21 protein-coding genes are annotated in these 19345 nt (G+C 73.0%); 16 read left to right on the top strand and 5 right to left on the bottom strand.

The window, feature by feature from the left end; genetic code table 11:
- Positions 1–3: 3 nt before the first annotated feature.
- Positions 4–516: an Lrp/AsnC family transcriptional regulator gene (locus NLX85_RS06970; protein WP_254332440.1), complete on the bottom strand. Its 513-nt coding sequence runs from the start codon at positions 514–516 to the stop codon at positions 4–6.
- A 208-nt stretch (positions 517–724) separates the two neighbouring features.
- Between NLX85_RS06970 and NLX85_RS06965 the strand changes: the two genes are divergently transcribed.
- The 9 genes from NLX85_RS06965 to NLX85_RS06925 are packed head-to-tail and all read left to right on the top strand — an operon-like array spanning position 725 to position 8981.
- The gene (locus NLX85_RS06965) at positions 725–1909 is read left to right on the top strand and encodes a PotD/PotF family extracellular solute-binding protein (RefSeq protein ID WP_254332438.1); all 1185 of its coding nucleotides are present in this window, start codon (positions 725–727) and stop codon (positions 1907–1909) included.
- Between the two features lie 5 nt (positions 1910–1914).
- Positions 1915–3069: an ABC transporter ATP-binding protein gene (locus NLX85_RS06960; RefSeq protein ID WP_254332436.1), complete on the top strand. Its 1155-nt coding sequence runs from the start codon at positions 1915–1917 to the stop codon at positions 3067–3069.
- Positions 3066–3977, top strand: a complete 912-nt coding sequence (locus NLX85_RS06955; RefSeq protein WP_254332434.1) for an ABC transporter permease — start codon at positions 3066–3068, stop codon at positions 3975–3977. The genes NLX85_RS06960 and NLX85_RS06955 overlap by 4 nt, the downstream gene beginning before the upstream one ends.
- Positions 3977–4813: an ABC transporter permease gene (locus NLX85_RS06950; protein WP_254332433.1), complete on the top strand. Its 837-nt coding sequence runs from the start codon at positions 3977–3979 to the stop codon at positions 4811–4813. The genes NLX85_RS06955 and NLX85_RS06950 overlap by 1 nt, the downstream gene beginning before the upstream one ends.
- Entirely contained in the window at positions 4810–6231 is a 1422-nt protein-coding gene (locus NLX85_RS06945) for an FAD-binding oxidoreductase (RefSeq protein WP_254332431.1), read from the top strand. The genes NLX85_RS06950 and NLX85_RS06945 overlap by 4 nt, the downstream gene beginning before the upstream one ends.
- On the top strand, positions 6231–7433 hold the full coding sequence (locus NLX85_RS06940; protein WP_254332429.1) for a saccharopine dehydrogenase family protein: 1203 nt from the start codon (positions 6231–6233) through the stop codon (positions 7431–7433). Before NLX85_RS06945 ends, NLX85_RS06940 begins: the two co-directional genes overlap by 1 nt.
- Positions 7430–8443 (top strand): agmatinase, encoded by a 1014-nt coding sequence (gene speB / locus NLX85_RS06935; protein WP_254332427.1) that lies wholly within the window; start codon positions 7430–7432, stop codon positions 8441–8443. Before NLX85_RS06940 ends, speB begins: the two co-directional genes overlap by 4 nt.
- Before the next feature lie 59 nt (positions 8444–8502).
- On the top strand, positions 8503–8673 hold the full coding sequence (locus NLX85_RS06930) for a type II toxin-antitoxin system RelE/ParE family toxin (protein ID WP_254332420.1): 171 nt from the start codon (positions 8503–8505) through the stop codon (positions 8671–8673).
- Complete coding sequence (locus NLX85_RS06925; RefSeq protein ID WP_254332418.1) at positions 8670–8981, top strand: helix-turn-helix domain-containing protein; 312 nt, start codon at positions 8670–8672, stop codon at positions 8979–8981. The genes NLX85_RS06930 and NLX85_RS06925 overlap by 4 nt, the downstream gene beginning before the upstream one ends.
- 3 nt (positions 8982–8984) lie before the next feature.
- Here NLX85_RS06925 and NLX85_RS06920 read toward each other — a convergent pair whose 3' ends face one another.
- From NLX85_RS06920 to NLX85_RS06905, 4 genes are all read right to left on the bottom strand, one after another.
- Entirely contained in the window at positions 8985–9431 is a 447-nt protein-coding gene (locus tag NLX85_RS06920; RefSeq protein ID WP_254332416.1) for a hypothetical protein, read from the bottom strand.
- A 102-nt stretch (positions 9432–9533) separates the two neighbouring features.
- The gene (locus NLX85_RS06915; RefSeq protein WP_254332413.1) at positions 9534–9881 is read right to left on the bottom strand and encodes a DUF779 domain-containing protein; all 348 of its coding nucleotides are present in this window, start codon (positions 9879–9881) and stop codon (positions 9534–9536) included.
- Entirely contained in the window at positions 9881–11386 is a 1506-nt protein-coding gene (adh, locus tag NLX85_RS06910) for an aldehyde dehydrogenase (RefSeq protein ID WP_254332411.1), read from the bottom strand. The genes NLX85_RS06915 and adh overlap by 1 nt, the downstream gene beginning before the upstream one ends.
- Positions 11387–11426: 40 nt before the next feature.
- Positions 11427–12710 (bottom strand): GAF domain-containing protein, encoded by a 1284-nt coding sequence (locus NLX85_RS06905; RefSeq protein WP_254332409.1) that lies wholly within the window; start codon positions 12708–12710, stop codon positions 11427–11429.
- A 129-nt stretch (positions 12711–12839) separates the two neighbouring features.
- Between NLX85_RS06905 and NLX85_RS06900 the strand changes: the two genes are divergently transcribed.
- From NLX85_RS06900 to NLX85_RS06870, 7 genes are all read left to right on the top strand, one after another.
- Positions 12840–13700 (top strand): hypothetical protein, encoded by an 861-nt coding sequence (locus NLX85_RS06900; RefSeq protein WP_254332407.1) that lies wholly within the window; start codon positions 12840–12842, stop codon positions 13698–13700.
- Positions 13701–13881: 181 nt separating this feature from the next.
- Positions 13882–14547: a response regulator transcription factor gene (locus tag NLX85_RS06895; RefSeq protein ID WP_254332405.1), complete on the top strand. Its 666-nt coding sequence runs from the start codon at positions 13882–13884 to the stop codon at positions 14545–14547.
- Positions 14544–15596, top strand: coding sequence for a HAMP domain-containing sensor histidine kinase (locus tag NLX85_RS06890; protein ID WP_254332403.1), 1053 nt, complete (start codon positions 14544–14546; stop codon positions 15594–15596). Before NLX85_RS06895 ends, NLX85_RS06890 begins: the two co-directional genes overlap by 4 nt.
- A 72-nt stretch (positions 15597–15668) precedes the next feature.
- Positions 15669–16790, top strand: a complete 1122-nt coding sequence (locus NLX85_RS06885; protein WP_254332401.1) for a threonine/serine dehydratase — start codon at positions 15669–15671, stop codon at positions 16788–16790.
- Positions 16787–17905 carry a D-alanine--D-alanine ligase family protein gene (locus NLX85_RS06880; protein ID WP_254332399.1) on the top strand — a complete coding sequence of 373 codons (1119 nt, stop codon included), beginning with the start codon at positions 16787–16789 and terminating at the stop codon, positions 17903–17905. Before NLX85_RS06885 ends, NLX85_RS06880 begins: the two co-directional genes overlap by 4 nt.
- The gene (locus tag NLX85_RS06875; RefSeq protein ID WP_254332397.1) at positions 17902–18537 is read left to right on the top strand and encodes a M15 family metallopeptidase; all 636 of its coding nucleotides are present in this window, start codon (positions 17902–17904) and stop codon (positions 18535–18537) included. Before NLX85_RS06880 ends, NLX85_RS06875 begins: the two co-directional genes overlap by 4 nt.
- A gap of 81 nt (positions 18538–18618) precedes the next feature.
- Positions 18619–19302, top strand: coding sequence for a septal ring lytic transglycosylase RlpA family protein (locus NLX85_RS06870; protein ID WP_254332395.1), 684 nt, complete (start codon positions 18619–18621; stop codon positions 19300–19302).
- The last annotated feature ends 43 nt before the right edge of the window (positions 19303–19345 follow it).

Raw genomic sequence — 19345 nt, 5'->3', positions numbered from 1 at the left:
GCATCAGGCGGTGCCCCAGGTGTAGGTCTGCTTGCGCAGCTTGAGGTAGACGAACGCCTCGGTGGAGACCACGCCGGAGACCCCGCGCAGCTTCTGGAGGATCTCCAGCAGGTGCTCGTCGTTGCGGCAGACCACCTCGGCCAGCAGGTCGAACGACCCGGCGGTGATCACCACGTAGTCGATCTCCTCGAACTCGGCGAGACGGTCGGCCACCCGCTCCAGGTCGCCGTCGGTGCGCAGGCCGATCATGGCCTGGCGGGGGAAGCCGAGCTGGAGCGGATCGGTCACCGCCACGATCTGCATGACCCCGGCGTCGAGCAGGCGCTGCACCCGCTGGCGCACCGCCGCCTCGGAGAGGCCGACCGCCTTGCCGATGGTCGCGTACGGACGCCGCCCGTCCTCCTGGAGCTGCTCGATGATCTGCTTGGCGACGTCATCGAGCAGAGCGTGACTGGCACCTTCACGCACCGTGACGCGACGGCTGCCGTTGCCGTTCTCCAGTTGCCGGTTGGCCATCGTCCGCTCCCCATGTCCGAATCCTCGTGCTGAGCGTAGTGCCCCGGCGCAGTCTGGCGTATTTCGTGGTCCTTGGCTAATCCCGCAACGGAATCCCTTGTAAGGGAGGTCACCTCATGTCAGGATCAGTCGTCCATCGCCATTGACCCTCCCGCCGGCGCGCCACCCCCGTCCCGCCGCCGACGATGACCCCCCTAGGAGTCGTCACATGCGTAGTCCCCACCGGCACCTCACGCGGCGTGGTCTGCTCACCGGGACCCTCGGCTCGGCCGCCCTGCTCGCCACGGCGGGCACGCTGGCCGGCTGCGGCACGAAGGGTGCACAGCAGACCGAGGCCGGTTGCAAGAGCGACGACCTCTCCGCCACGGAGAAGAAGTTGGCCTTCTCGAACTGGCCGCAGTACATGGACGTCGACGAGAAGGACGAGTCCAAGCGCCCCACGCTGGACGAGTTCATCAAGAAGTCCGGCATCCAGGTGACCTACACCGAGGACGTCAACGACAACAACGAGTTCTTCGGCAAGGTGCAGAACCAGCTGGCCGGCTGCCAGACCACCGGTCGCGACATCATGGTCCTCACCGACTGGATGGCGGCCCGGATGATCCGGCTCGGCTGGATCCAGAAGCTGGACAAGGCCAAGCTGCCCAACGTCGAGGCGAACCTGCTGCCCTCGCTGCGCAACCGCTCCTTCGACAGCGACAACCAGCTCGCCATCCCGTGGCAGTCCGGGCTGGCCGGGCTCGCGTACAACGCCAAGGTGACCAAGGAGATCCGCACCGTCGACGAGCTGCTCACCCGCCCCGACCTCAAGGGCAAGGTGACCGCGCTGTCGGAGATGCGGGACACCATGGGCCTTCTGCTTCAGTCCAACGGGCACGACCCGGCGAACTTCACCACGGCGCAGTTCGACGACGCGTTGAACAAGCTGAAGAAGGCCGTGGACTCCAAGCAGATCCGCAAGTTCACCGGCAACGACTACGCCCCCGACCTGGCCAAGGGCGACATCGCCGCCTGCATCGGCTGGTCCGGCGACGTGATCCAGCTCGGCTTCGAGGACGAGAAGATCAAGTTCGTGGTGCCCGATTCGGGCGTGATGCTGTGGTCGGACAACATGCTCGTGCCGAACAAGGCGACCCACCGGGCCAACGCCGAAGAGCTGATCAACTACTACTACGACCCGGCGGTCGCCGCGCAGCTCGCCGCGTACGTCAACTACATCTGCCCGGTCAAGGGCGCGCAGGCCGAGATGGAGAAGATCGACCCGGAGCTGGCCGCGAACACCCTCATCTTCCCCGACGAGGCGATGCTGTCGAAGTCCAAGGTCTTCATGGCCCTGGACGAGAAGCGGGAGAAGGAGTACGAGGCCAAGTTCCAGCAGGTCATCGGGGCGTGAGGCACATGGGACACGAGACACCGGCCGGCGATCTGCGCCTGGCCAACCTGACCAAGCGGTTCGGCGTCTTCACCGCGGTGGACGACCTCAGCCTCACCATCCCGCAGGGCTCGTTCTTCGCCCTGCTCGGGGCGTCCGGCTGCGGCAAGACCACCACCCTGCGGATGATCGCCGGGCTGGAGGAACCGACCAGCGGGCAGGTGCTGCTCGGCGACCGGGACATCGCCGGGCTGCGGCCGTACAAGCGGCCGGTGAACACCGTGTTCCAGAGTTACGCGCTCTTCCCGCACCTCGACATCCACGAGAACGTGGCCTTCGGGCTGCGCCGGAGGGGCATCCGCAAGGTGACCGACCAGGTCGAGCGGATGCTCTCGCTGGTGCAGCTCGAAGGCTACGGCCGGCGCAAGCCGGCCCAGCTCTCCGGCGGCCAGCAGCAGCGCGTTGCGCTGGCCCGGGCGCTCATCAACCACCCGCAGGTGCTGCTGCTGGACGAGCCGCTCGGCGCGCTCGACCTCAAGCTGCGCCGGCAGATGCAGATCGAGCTGAAGCGGATCCAGACCGAGGTCGGCATCACCTTCGTGCACGTCACCCACGACCAGGAGGAGGCCATGACCATGGCCGACACGGTCGCGGTGATGAACGCCGGCCGGATCGAGCAGCTCGGCGCCCCCGCCGACCTCTACGAGTACCCGGCCACCGCGTTCGTGGCGAACTTCCTCGGCCAGTCCAACCTGCTGGCCGGCGAGGCCGCCGGCCGCAGCGGCCACGACGTGCTGGTCACGGCGCACGGCGCGCGCTTCGCGGTGCCCGCCGGCCGGGCCCGGGCCGAACACGGGCCGGTCTTCCTCGGGGTACGTCCCGAGAAGCTGCACCTGGTCGGCGGCCCCGACCAGGTGCCCGCCGGCCACCAGCACCTCGGCGGCGTGGTCAGCGACGCCTCGTACGTCGGGGTGAGCACGCAGTACCTGGTGCGTACGGCATGGGGCAGCGAGCTGTCCGCGTTCGCGGCGAACAGCGGGGTCGGCGGGCGGCTGCCCGTCGGCGCGCCGGTGGCCGCGCACTGGGACCCGCGGCACGCCTTCCTGCTGCCCAGGGCGGCCGGTGAGGACGACCAGACCAGCCCGCTGCTCGACGAGCCGCCGGTGGGTGCGCTGTCATGAGCGCCCTGGCCCACGTACCCACCTCGTCGGGGCAGCCGGCCGCGCCGCCGGGGCCCCGGCGGGGGAGGAACAGGCTGCTGCCGTACCTCCTGCTGCTGCCCGGCGCCGCCTGGCTGCTGGTCTTCTTCGTCCTGCCGCTGCTCCAACTCGCCGCGGCGAGCCTCTACGACCCGAGCGGGTCGCTCTCCACCGGCTACGCCATGACCGGGGAGGTCGGCAACTACTGGGTCGCGTTGCAGGCGTACTGGCCGCAGTTCGCCCGGTCGTTCCTCTACTCGGCCATCGCATTGGTGCTGGCGCTGCTCATGGGCTACCCGCTGGCGTACGCGATCGCGCAGAAGGCCGGCCGGTGGAAGAACCTGCTGCTGGTGGCCGTGGTCGCGCCGATGTTCACCAGCTTCCTGGTGCGCACCCTGGCCTGGAAGACCATCCTGTCGGACAACGGCTGGGTGGTCGGGCTGCTGCGCGAGGTGCACCTGCTCGGGGCGGACGGCCGGCTGCTGGCCACGCCGATCGCGGTGGTGCTCGGCCTGACGTACAACTTCCTGCCCTTCCTGGTGCTGCCGCTGTACGCGAGCCTGGAGCGGCTCGACCCGCGGCTGCTGGAGGCGGCGAGCGACCTGTACGCGAGCCCGCTGCGCGCCTTCCGGAGGATCACCCTGCCGCTGTCGATGCCCGGGCTGATCGCCGGCACGCTGCTCTTCTTCATCCCGGCCACCGGCGACTACATCAACGCCGAACTGCTCGGCACGCCCAACGAGTACATGATCGGCAACGTCATCGACTCGGCGTTCCTGGTCCGGCTGGACTACCCGCAGGGCGCGGCGCTGTCGTTCCTGCTCATGGCCGCGATCCTCGCGATCGTCTTCGTCTACCTGCGCAAGGCCGGCACGGAGGAGGTGCTCTGATGCGTCGGTGGCTCGCCGACCGGTGGGTGATGGGCGTGGCACTGCTCGTCCTCGGCTACCTCTCGCTGCCGATCCTCGTGGTCGCCGGACTCTCCTTCAACCGGCCGTCCAGCCGGCTGTCCTACGACTTCAACGAGTTCACGCTGGACAACTGGACCCACCCCTGCGCCACCTCCGACATGTGCGACGCGGTGGTGCGCAGCATGGAGATCGGCCTGATCGCCACGGTGGTCTCCACCATTCTCGGCACGCTCATGGCGTTCGCACTGGTCCGGCACGGCTTCCGCGGCCGGTCCGGGATCAACGGCCTGATCTTCCTGCCGATGGCCACCCCGGAGCTGGTGATGGGCACCTCGCTGCTCGCCCTCTTCGTGGCCGCCGGGGTGCCGCAGGGCTTCTGGACCATCGTCATCGCGCACGTGATGTTCTGCGTCTCGTTCGTGGTGGTCACCGTGAAGGCCCGGCTCGCCGGCATGGACCGGCGGCTGGAGGAGGCCGCCATGGACCTCTACGCCAGCGAGTGGCAGACCTTCCGGCGGATCACCCTGCCCCTGGTGCTGCCCGGCATCGTGGCCGCCGCGCTGCTGGCCTTCTCGCTCAGCTTCGACGACTTCATCATCACGAACTTCAACGCCGGCACCACGGTCACCTTCCCCATGTACGTCTGGGGCGCCGCCCAGCGGGGCATCCCGCCGCAGGTCAACGTCATCGGCACGGCCATGTTCGCGATCGCGCTGCTGCTGGTCGGCGCCAGCTCGCTGCGCGGCCGCCGGGCCCGGCGCGCCGCCCTCGCGGCTCCCGTCGCCGCCGTCGGGGCCCCCAAGAGCGCGTCATGAAACTCCCGCATACCGGCCGGGCGCTGGCCGACGCCGCGCCCGTCCCGTACTGGCTCGACCGGCCGGAACGCCCGGATCCGCTGCCGCCGCTGGCCGGCGTCCACGACGCCGACCTGCTGGTGGTCGGCGGCGGCTACTCCGGCCTCTGGACCGCCCTGCTCGCCAAGGAGGCCGACCCGGACCGGGACGTGCTCCTGGTCGAGGCGGGCACCTGCGGGTGGGCGGCCTCCGGACGCAACGGCGGGTTCTGTGCCGCGTCGCTCACCCACGGCCTCGCCAACGGCGCCGAGCGGTGGCCCGGCGAGATCGACGAGCTGGAACGGCTCGGCCGGGAGAACCTCGACGCCATCGCCGACACCGTCGTGAAGCACGGCGTCGACTGCGACTTCGAGCGCACCGGCGAGCTGGCCGTGGCCGTCGAGCCGTACCAGCTCGCCGGGCTGGCGGAGGACGCCGAGCTGGCCCGCCGGTACGGCCACGACGTCCGGCTGCTCGACCGCGACGAGGTACGCGCCGAGGTCGCCTCCCCGACGTACCTCGGTGGGATGTGGGACCGGGACCGGGTGGCCCTGCTCGACCCGGCGAAGCTGGCCTGGGGGCTGCGCCGTGCCGCCCTCGACCTGGGCGTCCGCATCCACGAGCACACCCGGGTCACCGGGCTGGCCCGCGACGGCGGCGCGCTGCGCGCGGCCACGGCCGGCGGCCCGGACGGCGCGCCCGGCGCGGTCCGGGCCCGGCAGGTGGTGCTCGCCACCAACGCGTTCCCGCCGCTGCTGCGCCGGCTGCGCGCCTGGCTGGTGCCGGTCTACGACTACGCGCTGATGACCGAGCCGCTGACGCCCGCCCAGCGCGACGCCATCGGCTGGCGCAACCGGCAGGGGCTGGCCGACACCGGCAACCAGTTCCACTACTACCGGATCACCGCCGACGGCCGGATCCTGTTCGGCGGCTACGACGCCGTCTACCACTACGGCAACCGGATGGCCCCGGAACTGGAGCAGCGCGAAGCCACCTTCACGGCGCTGGCGTCGCACTTCTTCACGACCTTCCCCCAGCTGGAAGGGCTGCGCTTCAGCCACCGCTGGGGTGGCGTCATCGACACCTGCACCCGGTTCTGCGCGTTCTTCGGCACCGCCTACGAGGGGCGGCTGGCGTACGCGGCCGGGTTCACCGGGCTGGGCGTCGGGGCGACCCGGTTCGGGGCGCGGGTGATGCTCGACCTGCTGGGCGGGGAGGACACCCCGCTGACCCGGCTCGACCTGGTCCGCCGCAAGCCGCTGCCGTTCCCGCCGGAGCCGATCAGGGCCACCGGCATCAACCTCACCCGCTGGTCGCTCGCCCGCGCCGACGCGCGGGAGGGGCGGCGCAACCTCTGGCTCCGTACTCTCGATCGTCTTGGACTGGGGTTCGACTCCTGATGCGTATCCTCCTCGTCGGCGCCGGTGGCGTCGGCTCCGCCGCCGTATCCATCGCCGCCCGCCGTTCCTTCTTCGAGACCGTGGTGGTCGCCGACCACGACCCCGCCCGCGCCGCGCGGGCGGTCGCCGGCCACGGTGACCGGTTCGTCGCCGCGACCGTCGACGCCTCCTCGGCCGAGGCGGTCGCCGCGCTCTGCCGGGAGCACCGGATCACCCACGTGCTGAACGCGGTCGACCCGCGCTTCGTCATGCCGATCTTCGACGGCGCGTTCGCCGCCGGGGCCGACTACCTCGACATGGCCATGTCGCTGTCCCGGCCGCACCCGGACGCGCCGCACGCCGAGACCGGGGTGAAGCTCGGCGACGAGCAGTTCGCTCTCGCCGACCAGTGGTCGGCCGCCGGGCGGCTGGCGCTCTGCGGCATCGGCGTCGAACCCGGCCTCTCCGACGTCTTCGCCCGCTACGCCGCCGACGAACTGTTCACCGAGATCGACGAGATCGGGGTACGCGACGGCGCGAACCTCACCGTCGACGGCTACGACTTCGCTCCCTCGTTCTCCATCTGGACCACCATCGAGGAGTGCCTGAACCCGCCGGTGGTCTGGGAGGCCGACCGGGGCTGGTACACCACCCCGCCGTTCTCCGAGCCCGAGGTGTTCGAGTTCCCCGAGGGGATCGGCCCGGTCGAGTGCGTCAACGTGGAGCACGAGGAGGTGCTGCTCATCCCGCGCTGGGTCAAGGCGAAGCGGGTCACCTTCAAGTACGGCCTCGGCGACGAGTTCATCGAGGTGCTGAAGACCCTGCACAAGCTCGGCCTGGACTCGACCGCGCAGGTCAGCGTGCGGGGCACGCAGGTCTCGCCCCGCGACGTCGTGGCCGCCTGCCTGCCCGACCCGGCCACGCTCGGCGACCGGATGCGTGGCAAGACCTGCGCCGGCACGTACGTGACCGGCACCGGGCCGGACGGCCGGCCGCGGCGGGTCTACCTCTACCACGTGGTCGACAACGAGTGGTCGATGGCGGAGTACGGTCACCAGGCGGTGGTCTGGCAGACCGCCGTCAACCCGGTCGTGGCCCTGGAGCTGCTGGCCACCGGGGCGTGGTCCGGCGTCGGCGTGCTCGGCCCGGAGGCGCTGCCCCCGGTGCCGTTCCTCGACCTGCTCACCGGCTACGGCTCGCCGTGGGGAATGGAGGAGCGGTGACCCGCTACGGCCCGATGTTCGGCCCCGACGTGACCTTCCTCGGCGTGCCCCCGTGCACGCTGGAGGAGCCCGTGACCTACGCCGACGCCGACGTGGTGATCGTCGGCGCGCCCTTCGACGGCGGCACCTCGCACCGGCCCGGCACCCGGTTCGGCCCGTCCGCCATCCGCCAGGCCTGCTACCTGCCGCACGACGGCTCCCGCCCGTCCCTCGCGCTGCGCGTGGACGGCCTGCAGGACCTGAAGGTGTACGACGCGGGCGACGTCGAGATGTTCTCCGGCGACATCGAACGCTCGCTGGCCTCGCTGGAGACCGCCGTGCACGCGGTCGCCGCCGCCGGGGCCATCCCGATCGTGCTCGGCGGCGACCACTCCATCGCCCTGCCCGACGCCACCGGCGTGGCCCGCCATCACGGGCTCGGCCGGGTGTCGCTGGTGCACTTCGACGCGCACGCCGACACCGGGGACATCGAGTTCGGCTCCCTGCACGGGCACGGCCAGCCGATGCGCCGGCTCATCGAGTCCGGCGCCGTACGCGGCGACCGCTTCCTCCAGATCGGCCTGCGCGGCTACTGGCCGGGGCCGGAGACGCTGTCCTGGATGGCCGAGCAGCGGATGCGCTCGTACGAGATGACCGAGGTGGTGGCGCGCGGACTGGACTCCTGCCTCTCGGAGGCGTTCGCTATCGCCACCGACGAGTGCGAGGGCGTCTTCCTCTCCGTCGACGTGGACGTGGTCGACCCCGGCATGGCCCCCGGCACCGGCACCCCCGAGCCGGGCGGGTTCACCTCCCGGCAGCTCCTCGACGCGGTCCGCCGGGTCTGCTACGAGCTGCCGGTGGTGGGCGTGGACGTGGTCGAGGTCGCCCCGCCCTACGACCACGCCGACATCACCGCGTACCTCGGCAACCGGGTGGTGCTGGAGGCGCTGTCGGCGATCGCCCGCCGCCGCCGCGACGCCTCCGGCGGCGACCCCTGGAATCCGCACCAGCCCCTCCTCGACGCCCGCTGACCCTTCTCCCCGCTGTTTAGCCCGAGCTATAGTTGGGCCGCCCACGATCGGGCCGTGACGTGGCGATCCGGGTGTTGTTCGTCTTCGACCCGTGGTCGCAGGCGGTGCTCCTGGTCGCGGGCAACAAGGCGGGCAACTGGAGCCGGTGGTATCAGCAGAACATCCCGGTGGCGGAGGTTGCGTACGAGGCTTGGCTCGACAATGAGCGCGAGCGAAGGGGGGAGTCGTGACGGAGTTCTACGACTGGGACGAGGTCCGTGCCGAACTCGGCGGGGACGACGCGGCCTACGAGGCGGAGCGGGCCCAGACCGAGGCCTGGGTGAGCGCCTTCCACCTGGCCGAGGAGCGCAAGCGGCTGGGGCTCACCCAGCGACAGGTCGCCGAGCTCATGGGGGTCACGCCTGGCCGGGTCAGCCAGATCGAGAACGGCGATCTCGACGTGAACGAGGTGGCGACCCTGAGCCGCTACGCGACCGCACTCGGCGCGAAGCTGCGCATCATCTTCGACTACGGCGACGATCTCCGTCAGATCGCCTGAAGGTCAACGCCGGGGGCAGTGCGGGACGAGGCGGAGCGGCTCGGTGGTCTCGGTGAGCGAGTTGGGCTCGACGACGAGGCGGGCAGTGGCCGTGGCGGGCCCGCCACGGAAGGTGCCGCTGTCGGCCGGGATGGTCGCCGTCCACGTGCCCGCGGTGCGGTCGTCGGTGCACGCCCCGATCACGCCGAACCCGAAGCCGGTGACCGATTCGCGGCGGACCCGCTGGCCGAGGTGCACCTCGATGTAGGCGAGACCCCGCTCGGCGCCGCAGGCGTACCGGCCGCCGATGGTGGCGGTGTGCGCGTGGACGTCGACGGCGCCGAACCAGTTGACGGAGATCTTCGGGGCCGGGGCGGCGGCGCCGGCGGTGCCCGGCGCGAGGCCGAGCGTGGCGGCGGTCGCGAGCGTGGCGAGGCCGGCGGCGAGCAGAGGCTGTCTGACCGGGCGCATGCGCGGGCTCCTATCTGGCGGGGTGGTGGGATGCTGCTCCGATGTGGACCGGCGTCAGCATCCCACCGGCGCGGCGCCATGGCGCTGAAAGATCTCGGACAGTCAGGGGGCCAGGTGGGAGCGGATGAGGAAGCGGACGCCCTCCGGGGCCTCCAGGGAGAAGCCGCTGCCTCGGCCCGGCACCACGTCGACCGTGAGCCGGGTGTGTTTCCACAGGTTCCACTGGGCTGTGGACATCCAGAACTCGACGGGCTCGGGCACCCCGTCGACGGCCAGCGAGGCGAGCAGCACGTCGGAGGCGCCGGTGCGGAACTCGCCGGCCGGGTAGCACATCGGGGCGCTGCCGTCGCAGCAGCCGCCGGACTGGTGGAACATCAGCGGGCCGTGGGCCGCCCGCAGCGACCGGATCAGTCCGGCCGCCGCGGGCGTCAGGGTGACGGGGTCACCCATCAGAAGAAGCCCAGCTTCTGGGGGGAGTAGCTGACCAGCAGGTTCTTGGTCTGCTGGTAGTGCTCCAGCATCATCTTGTGGTTCTCCCGGCCGATGCCGGACTGCTTGTACCCGCCGAACGCGGCGTGCGCCGGGTAGGCGTGGTAGCAGTTGGTCCAGACCCGGCCGGCCTGGATGGCCCGCCCGGCCCGGTACGCGGTGTTCATGTCCCGCGTCCACACGCCGGCTCCGAGGCCGTACAGGGTGTCGTTGGCGATCTTCACGGCGTCGTCGAGGTCGGCGAAGGACGTCACCGAGACGACGGGACCGAAGATCTCCTCCTGGAAGATCCGCATCGAGTTGTCGCCCTCGAAGATCGTGGGCTGCACGTAGTACCCGCCGGACAGCTCGCCGCCGAGGTCGGCCCGCTCGCCGCCGGTGAGCACCTTCGCGCCCTCCTGCCGGCCGATGTCCAGGTAGGAAAGGATTTTCTCCAGCTGGTCGTTGGACGCCTGCGCCCCGATCATCGTGTCGGTGTCCAGCGGGTGCCCCTGCGTGACCTGCTGCGTCCGGGCGACGGCGGCGGCCAGGAAGTCGGAGTAGTGACCCTGCTGGATCAGCGCCCGGGACGGGCAGGTGCAGACCTCGCCCTGGTTGAGGGCGAACATGGTGAAGCCCTCAAGGGCCTTGTCCCGGAAGTCGTCGGAGGCGGCGCTGACGTCGTCGAAGAAGATGTTCGGGCTCTTGCCGCCCAGCTCCAGGGTGACGGGTTTGATGTTCTCGCTGGCGTACTGCATGATCAGCCGCCCGGTGGTGGTCTCGCCGGTGAACGCCACCTTCGCCACCCGGGGCGAGGAGGCCAGGGGCTTGCCCGCCTCGACGCCGAAGCCGTTGACCACGTTGACCACGCCCGGCGGGAGCAGGTCGGCGACCAGCGAGAGCAGGTAGTGGATCGAGGCCGGGGTCTGCTCGGCGGGCTTGAGCACCACGGCGTTGCCGGCGGCGAGCGCCGGGGCGAGCTTCCAGACCGCCATGAGGATCGGGAAGTTCCACGGGATGATCTGCCCGACCACACCGAGCGGCTCGTGGAAGTGGTACGCCACCGTATCGTCGTCGATCTCGCCGAGTGAGCCCTCCTGGGCCCGGATCGCCCCGGCGAAGTAGCGGAAGTGGTCGATGGCCAGCGGGATGTCGGCGGCCAGGGTCTCGCGTACCGGCTTGCCGTTCTCCCAGGTCTCGGCGATGGCGAGGGATTCCAGGTTCTCCTGCATGCGGTCGGCGATCCGGTTGAGGATGAGCGACCGCTCGGCGACCGAGGTGCGGCCCCAGGCGTCGGCGGCGCCGTGCGCGGCGTCGAGGGCCTTCTCCACGTCCTCTGCGGTGCCCCGGGCCACCTCGCAGAAGGTCTGCCCGGTCACCGGGGTGGGGTTCTCGAAGTACCGGCCGCCGTGCGGCTTCACGTACTCGCCGCCGATGAAGTGGTCGTATCGGGACTGCCAGTGGGTGGGGGCGTCGTAGCGCGTCATGGGTACCTCCGCCGTCCGTCAGGGGTGGACGGCGGGGACGTTAGTTTCCGCGACGTTGCAGCAACGTTGCGCGCGGAAGGTCGTACTCCTCGGCGAGCTGGCGGGCCCGGGCCAGGGCGAGCGGCCGGCGCGGCGCGCCCGGCGGCAACGCCCGCGCCAGGGCCTGCCAGGCGGTGAGGTCGTCGGCGCCCGCGGGCGTCGCGGTCCATGCCGTGAGCAGCGCCGGGTCCGCGGCGGCCAGCACGGCCGCGCGGAGCTGGCCGTCGACCAGCCGGCGCAGTCGCGCCACTCCCGGCGCGTCGGACCCGGGCAGCAGGGGCCCGGGATACGCGCGCAGCGCCCCCGCCGGATCGCCGTGTTCCAGCAGTTCGGTGACGGTGCGGAAGTCCGCGCGCACGGCCGGCCGCAGCCGGTAGGGGCGGGAGTCGAGCAGTTCCTCGCCGAGCGCCCGGCGCAGCCGGGACAGTTCGGCGCGCAGGGTGACCGGGTGCAGCCGGTCGTCGCCGTAGAGGTCGAGTCCGAGCTGTTCCCCGGTGCGCCCCTCGGGGTGGTCGAGGAGCAGCACCAGCAGCTCGCTGTGTCGGCGACCGAGCCGGATCCGGCGGCCGGCCACGCGCAGCTCCGCCTCGTCCCGGCCGAGGGCGGCGACGTGCAGCACGTCGGGGTCGGCGGGGGCGGCGCCGGCCAGGAACGCCTCGGCGGCCCGGGCGGTGGCCCGGACCAGGGCCAGGCTCTGCGGGGTGGCCAGGTGGTCCCCGCCGGTGATGTCGATCGCGCCGAGCAGCCGGCCGGTGGCCGGGTCGTGGATCGGGGCGGCGGCGCAGGTCCACCGCTGCACCGGCCGGACGAAGTGCTCGGTGGCGAAGATCTGCACGCTGTGGTCGACGGCCAGGGCGGTGCCGGGCGCGTTGGTGCCGGCGTGGGCCTCGTCCCAGCGGGCGCCGGGCACGAAGTTCATCCGCTCGGCGTGCCGGAGCACCCCCGGGTGCCCTTCCACCCAGAGCAGCCGCCCGTCCGCGTCGCAGACCGCCATGAGGTGGGCGCCGTCCTGCGCGATGCCGCCGAGCAGGTCGCGGAAGAGGGGCAGCACGCGGGCCAGTGGGTGGGCGGCCCGGTAGCTCGCCAGCGCGCCGTCGGTGAGGTCGACCGGGGCGGTGGCCTCGGGGTCGAGCAGCGCGGACCGCTCCCACGACCGGCGGACCACGTCGCGGACCCGGCCGGTGGTGGTGCCGGCGGTGAGGAACGCTTCGTGGGCGGCGCCGACCTGCGCGATCCGCTCCGCCGGATCGGCGCCGAATTCCAGGGCGAGCCACGGGTCAGCCATCGGCGACCTCCTCGCGCCCATCGTGACCCAGCTCACCACCGATCGCCAAGCCGCCCCGGAACTTGCCATTGACAAGTTCCGTTGCCGCTTACAAACTTGACACCGACAAGATGCGATCGGGAGGTCGAGATGGAACTGGCGACGGTCCGGAAGATGTGGCAGCTGATCGAGCCCCTGCACGCGCTGGTCTACTACGCGCCCGAGCTGACCGAGGAGGCCGCCGCGCTCGGCCTGCCCACCGGGGAGCGCTGGCCCGGCTACTTCGCGCTGCGCAGCGCCCCGCTCGGCGCGGCCGGCCCGAACCTGGTCGCTGCCACCTTCTACAGCTTCAGCCCCCGGATGGTCGCCGAGTACGTGCCGGCCGTCTGGGCCACCGCCGACCCGGCCAAGGTGCTCGCCGCCCGGCTGTCCGGGGTGGACCGGGCGCTCCGCGCCCTGCTCGGCGACCGGGTCGAGTCGGCCGAACTGGCCGAGGCCGCCACCCTGGCCCGCCGCGCGGTGCGCGCCGCCGACCTGGCCGGCCGTCCGCTCGCCGCCGCCAACGCCGACCTGCCCTGGCCGGACGCGCCGCACCTGGCGCTCTGGCAGGCGGTCACGATCCTGCGCGAGCACCGCGGCGACGGCCACATCGCCGCGCTGCGCACCGCCGGGCTGGACCCGGCCGAGTCGTTGGTCTCCTTCGCCGCGGTCGGCGCCGCCCCGGTCGAGGTCTTCGCCAGCCGCCGCTGGACCGCCGAGGAGTGGAACGCCGCCCGGGACCGGCTGGCCGCCCGGGGCCTGGTCGACGGCGACGGGACGGCCACCGACGCGGGACGTCGGCTCCGCGACGAGGTGGAGCGGCGGACGGACGAGCTGGCCGCCGCGCCGTGGCGGGCGCTCGGGCCGGCGGTCGGCCGGTTCGCCCAGCTCGTCGCCCCGGTCACCCGGGCGGTCGTGGCCACCGGCCTGCTCCCGGCCCGGAGCACCCTCGGGATCCGGCGTCCGGAGTGATCCGGCCCACACCGTAGCCGCCGGTGGCCCCTCCGGCCGGGACGAACGCCCCAGAGAGCGCGAGGGGGATCCGTGTGTGCCCGCCGACGTGGAGGATTGCTCCGGCGGCGCTTACGGAACCCTTATCTCCTGCCTGGGACCGTATGCGGGACGGCCGAGGAGCACGGGGGAGCGGACAGCGGTGCGGGTGTTGGTGGCGGACGACGAGCGGTTGCTGGCGGACACGGTCGCCGAGGGGCTGCGTCGGTTCTCGATGGCTGTCGACGTCTGCTACGACGGCGACGGCGCGCTGGAGCGGATCGGCGTCAACCGGTATGACGTGGCCGTGCTGGACCGGGACATGCCCGGCGCCACCGGCGACGAGGTGTGCCGCAGCCTCGCCGGGTCCGACGCCGGCACCCGGGTGCTGCTGCTCACCGCCGCCGCCGGCATCCGGGACCGGGTGGCCGGCCTCGGGCTGGGCGCCGACGACTACCTGACCAAGCCGTTCGCCTTCGCCGAGCTGGTGGCCCGGGTGCAGGCGCTGGGCCGGCGGTCCGCCCCGGCGGTGCCACCGGTTCTGGAGCGGCACGGGGTGGTGCTCGACGTGGCCCGGCACACGGTCACCCGGGACGGGCGGCCGCTCGGCCTGAGCCCCAAGGAGTTCGCCGTCCTGCACGTGCTCATGCGCGCCGGCGGCGGCGTGGTCAGCGCCGAGGAGCTGCTGGAACAGGCCTGGGACGAGTTCGCCGACCCGTTCACCAACGCGGTGCGGGTCACCGTGATGACGCTGCGCAAGAAGCTCGGCCAGCCGTCCGTCATCCACACCGTGCCGAAGGCCGGCTACCGGATCGGCGACCCGGCGTGAGCCCCCGCCGTCGGGTCCTGCTGGTCGGGGCGCTCGCCCTGCTCGGCGGATACTGGCTGCCCGGCCTCGGCAAGCAGCTGCTCGCCGGGGTGTGGTGGCGGGCACAGGCGTTCTGCGACCTGCAGACCGTCGGCGTGGTGTGCGAGCCCGTCCGCCCGCTGATCCCGGTGCTGCCCGGGCTGATCGAGCTGCTGGTCTTGCTGGCCGGCGTGCTCGCGGTCTGGGGGGCGGCCCGCTGGTGCCTGCGCCCGGTGCGCGACCTCGCCGACCCGATCGCCGACCTCGGGCCGCAGAACCTCGGTCACCGGATCCGGCGTGGCGGGCGCGACGAGCTGGCCCGGCTCTCCCGCGCCATCGACGACATGATGGACCGGGTCACGGCGGGCTACGAGGGGCAGCGGCGGTTCGCCGCGAACGCCTCCCACGAGCTGCGTACGCCGCTCGCGGTCCAGCGGACGCTCATCGAGGTCGGCATGGCCCAGTCGCTCACCGCCGAGCAGCTCGACCTGCTCACGGCCCAGCTGCTGGCGACCAACGAACGCAACGAGCGGCTCATCGAGGGCCTGCTCGCGCTCAGCGAGAGCGACCAGGGGCTGCGCTCCTCCACCCCGCAGCGCCTCGACGAGATCGTCACCACCGTCCTGGCCGCGTACGCGGACCGGGCGGCCGAGGCCGGGGTGACCGTGGAGAGCCAGCTGGCGCCCCGGGTCGTGCCCGGCGAGCGGGTGCTCCTGGAGCGCCTGGTCGGCAACCTCGTGGAGAACGGGATCAAGTACAACCGGCCGGGTGGCCGGCTCACCGTCACCGTCGGTGGGGACCCGGCGCTGACCGTCGCCAACACCGGCCAGACCGTCCCGGGCGAGGCGGTCGCCGGTCTCTTCGAACCCTTCCGGCGCCTGGCCCGGGACCGGACCAACCAGGGCGGCGGGGCCGGGCTCGGCCTGGCCATCGCCCGCTCGATCACCCAGGCGCACGACGGCATCATCGCCGCCCGCCCGGGCGAGGACGGCGGCCTGCGGGTCGACGTCCAGCTACCCGCCGTGCGCTGACCCACCCCTCAAAGACCCTCGGGAGCCGCCCATGCGGCATCCCGCGATGCCACCTGCCCGAAAGGAGAAATCATGTCCCGCAGTCACGCCCCGGCCCTGCCGGACCGGGCCCGCGTCGAGGAGGCCGCCGGGTGGCTGTCCGGCCGGGTGGTGCGTACCCCCGTGCTGAACTGCCCGGCGATCGACCGGCTGGCCGGCACCCGGATCCTGCTGAAGGCGGAGAACCTCCAGACCGGGGGCTCCTACAAGATGCGTGGCGCCATGCTGGCGGTGGGCCGGCTCGCCGCGGCCGGCCACACCGGCGTGGTCGCACAGAGCACCGGCAACCACGCGGTGGCCGTGGCACTGGCGGCCCGCCGGCACGGGCTGGCGGCGACCGTGGTGCTGCCGGTCGACGCCGCGCCGGTCAAGGTGGCCCGGGCCCGGGCCGCCGGGGCGCGGGTGGTCCTCGCCGGCACCACCGTCGAGGAGCGGCTGGCCACCGCCCGGCAGCTCGCCGCCGCCGACGGCCACCCCCTGGTCGACGCGTACGACCACCCGGACGTGGTGGCCGGGCAAGGCAGCGCCAGCCTGGAGCTGATCGAGGAGGCGGAGCGCGCCGGCACCCCGCTGGACGCGCTGGTGGTGCCGGTGGGTGGGGGCGGCGGCGTCGCGGGAGCCTGCCTGGCCGCCGCCGGCACCCCGATCGAGGTGTACGGCGTCGAGCCGGTCGGCTGCGACTCGCTGGCCCGCAGCCTGGCCGCCGGCCGGCCCACCCCGGTCGTCCCGGCGCCCACCATCGCCGACGGGCTGCGCCCCGGCTGCGTCGGTGACCTGCCGTTCGCGGTGGCGCGGGACGCCGTCCGGGGCGTCGTCCGGGTCGACGACGACGCGATCGCCGAGGCGTTCCGGCTGCTCCTGCTGGAGCTGAAGGTTCTCGTCGAGCCGTCCGGGGCGGCCGGGCTGGCCGGCGCGCTGCGGCTGGTGACCGGGTCGGACGACCCCGGCGGCGTGCTGCGGCTCCCGGCCCGGTGCGGCTCCGACGGCGTGCTGCGGGTGGCAGGCGGGCCGGGCCGCTCAGAGGGCGGGGTGCCCGGGCGGTACCGGACGGTCGGTGTGGTGCTGACCGGCGGCAATGTCGAGGCGGATCTCGTGGCCCGGCTGGCGGCGGGACCCGTCGCCGACCCGGCCCGGACGGAAGGGGTGGCGGCGTGAGCGCTGCGGTTCGGATCGGTGTCCTGTTCGGTGGCCCGTCGGCGGAGCACGAGGTCTCCTGCGCTTCGGCGCTCGGCGTGGCTCGCGCCCTGGTGGAGCGGGGCCACCAGGTGGTCGCGCTCGGGATCACCCGCGCGGGCGGGATGCGGCTGGTGCCGGAGCCGGTGCTGACCGAGCGTTGCGCGCACGTGGCCGCCGGCCGGGCCATCGACGACCGGCTGCCGGTGACCGGCCCCGCCGTGGAGCTGCGGGCCGGGGCGCGCGCCGGCACGGTGGCGGTCACCGCGGCCGACGCGCCCGCCACGGTGCACGCCGAGCTGGACGTGGTCTTCCCGGTGCTGCACGGCCCGTACGGCGAGGACGGCGTGGTGCAGGGGCTGCTCGAATCGCTCGGGGTGCCATACGTCGGGTGCGGCATCCTCGCCTCCGCCGTCGGCATGGACAAGGTGGCGATGAAGCGGGCGCTGCGGGCCGAGGGGGTGCCGACCACCCCGCACGTCTGGTTCGACGCGCCGACCTGGCGGGCCGCGGAGGACCCGGAGAAGCTGGTCGTCGGGCTGCGCCGGCCGCTGTTCGTGAAGCCGGCCCGGATGGGCTCCTCCATCGGGATCTCCCGGGTGGCCGACGGCGACGACCTGGCGGCGGCGGTCGAGGAGGCGCTCCGGCACGACCACGTGGTGCTGGTCGAGCAGGGGGTGACCGGCCGGGAGCTGGAGTGCGGCGTGCTCGGCGGCTGGCGCCCCGAGGCGTCGGCGGTCGGCGAGGTCCGGGTCGCGGGGGGCTGGTTCGACTACCGGCAGAAGTACTTCGGCGACGCCGACCCGATGATCGTCCCGGCACCGCTGCCCGACGAGGTCACCGAGCGGATCCGGGAGCTGTCCGTCCGGGCGTTCACGGCGATCGGCGGCTGGGGCCTGGCCCGGGTCGACTTCCTCTACGACGAGACGACCGGCGAGGTGTTCGTCAACGAGCTGAACACCCTGCCCGGCTTCACGGCGCACTCGATGTACCCGAAGGTGTGGGCCGAGTCCGGCGTCGACTACCCCGAGGTGGTTGACCGCCTGGTCGCGCTCGCGTTCGCCCGGCACGCGGCCCGGCCGGGGGGTGCGGCATGATCCTGCTCTCCGATCCCCGGGTCGCGGCGGTGTCCAGCCGGGACGACGGCGATCCGCTGGTCGACCTGCGGGAAATGCCGGAGCTGCGGCTGGACGTCCGGGCCGCCGACCCCGCCGGGGCGTACGCCCGGGTGCGGCGCGGGGTCGCGGACCGGTTGCTGGCCGCGCAGCGCGCGCTGCCGGCCGGCCTGCGCCTCCTGGTCGTCGAGGGGTACCGGCCGTACCGGGCGCAGCTCGACATCTTCACCGGCTACCGGGACGAGCTGCGCCGGCGCTACCCGGACTGGTCGGCGGAGCGGCTGCACCGGGAGACCACCAAGTTCGTCTCGCCGGTCGAGGTGGCGCCGCACAGCACCGGTGGCGCGGTCGACCTCACCCTGTGCGACGCCGACGGCATCGAGTTGGCGATGGGCACCGCCCTCGACGCCACCCCGGAGGAGAGCGCCGACGCCTGCTTCACGGCAGCGCGGCACATCCCGGTGAGCGCGTGGCGGAACCGGCAGATCCTGGTGGCCGCGCTCAGCGGGGCGGGACTGGTGAACTACCCGACCGAGTGGTGGCACTGGTCCTACGGCGACCGCTACTGGGCGCTGCTCACCGGAGCGCCGCACACCCGTTACGGTCCGTTGTGATCCGCCGCCCCGGCTGAACGGTCCGGCCCTCCCGTCCGTACCAGGCGTCGAACGCGATCACCGGACGACGGGAGAGACAACGTGAGGGTGCAGCGCAAGCACGTGCTGGCGGCGACCGTGGCACTGGCCGCCTCGGCGGTCGTCGCGGTGGGCACGGGGATGGGCTTCGCGGGGACCGCCCCGGCCGGGCAGTCGGCCTGTGCGGGGTCGGTGACCTTCTCGGCCGAGGGCGGTGCGCCGGCGGCGACCAGCGACCGGTTCCCGGTGGGTACCCGGCTGCGGGTGACCAACCTGGACAACGGCAAGGTGGCGACCGTGACGGTCACCGGGCCGTCCGGGAGTTGCGTGCTGCTCAACGCGGCGGCCATGGACCTGGTCCGCGAGCCGGGCAGGAACGTGATCCGCCGCAACCTGGTCGAACGCCTCGACGGCGGCGCCCCGGCTACCGGCGCGGCACGGCCGGGTGGGGGCGCCCCGGCCGGCGAGGCCCGTCCGGGCAACGCCCAGCCCGGCGGCGCGCCCGCCAGCGTCTGCACCGGGGCGATCACCTTCTCGGCCGAGGGCGGCGCGCCGGCCGCCACCAGCGGGCAGTTCCCGGTGGGCACGCGGCTGCGGGTGACCAACCTGGACAACCGCAAGGTGGCGACCGTGACGGTCACCGGGCCGTCCGGGAGTTGCGTGCTGCTCAACGCGGCGGCCATGGACCTGATCCGGGAGCCGGGCAAGAACCTGGTCCGCCGCAACGTGGTGGAGCGGCTGCGCTGACCGCGCCGGTCCGGTGCCGGGTGGAACACCGGGGCGGCTGCCC

Source organism: Micromonospora sp. A3M-1-15 (genome assembly GCF_024213425.1).
GTDB classification, from domain to species: Bacteria; Actinomycetota; Actinomycetes; order Mycobacteriales; family Micromonosporaceae; genus Micromonospora; species Micromonospora chersina.
The sequence above is the reverse complement of the archived record's forward strand: the minus strand, read 5'-3'. Positions and strand labels throughout refer to the sequence as shown.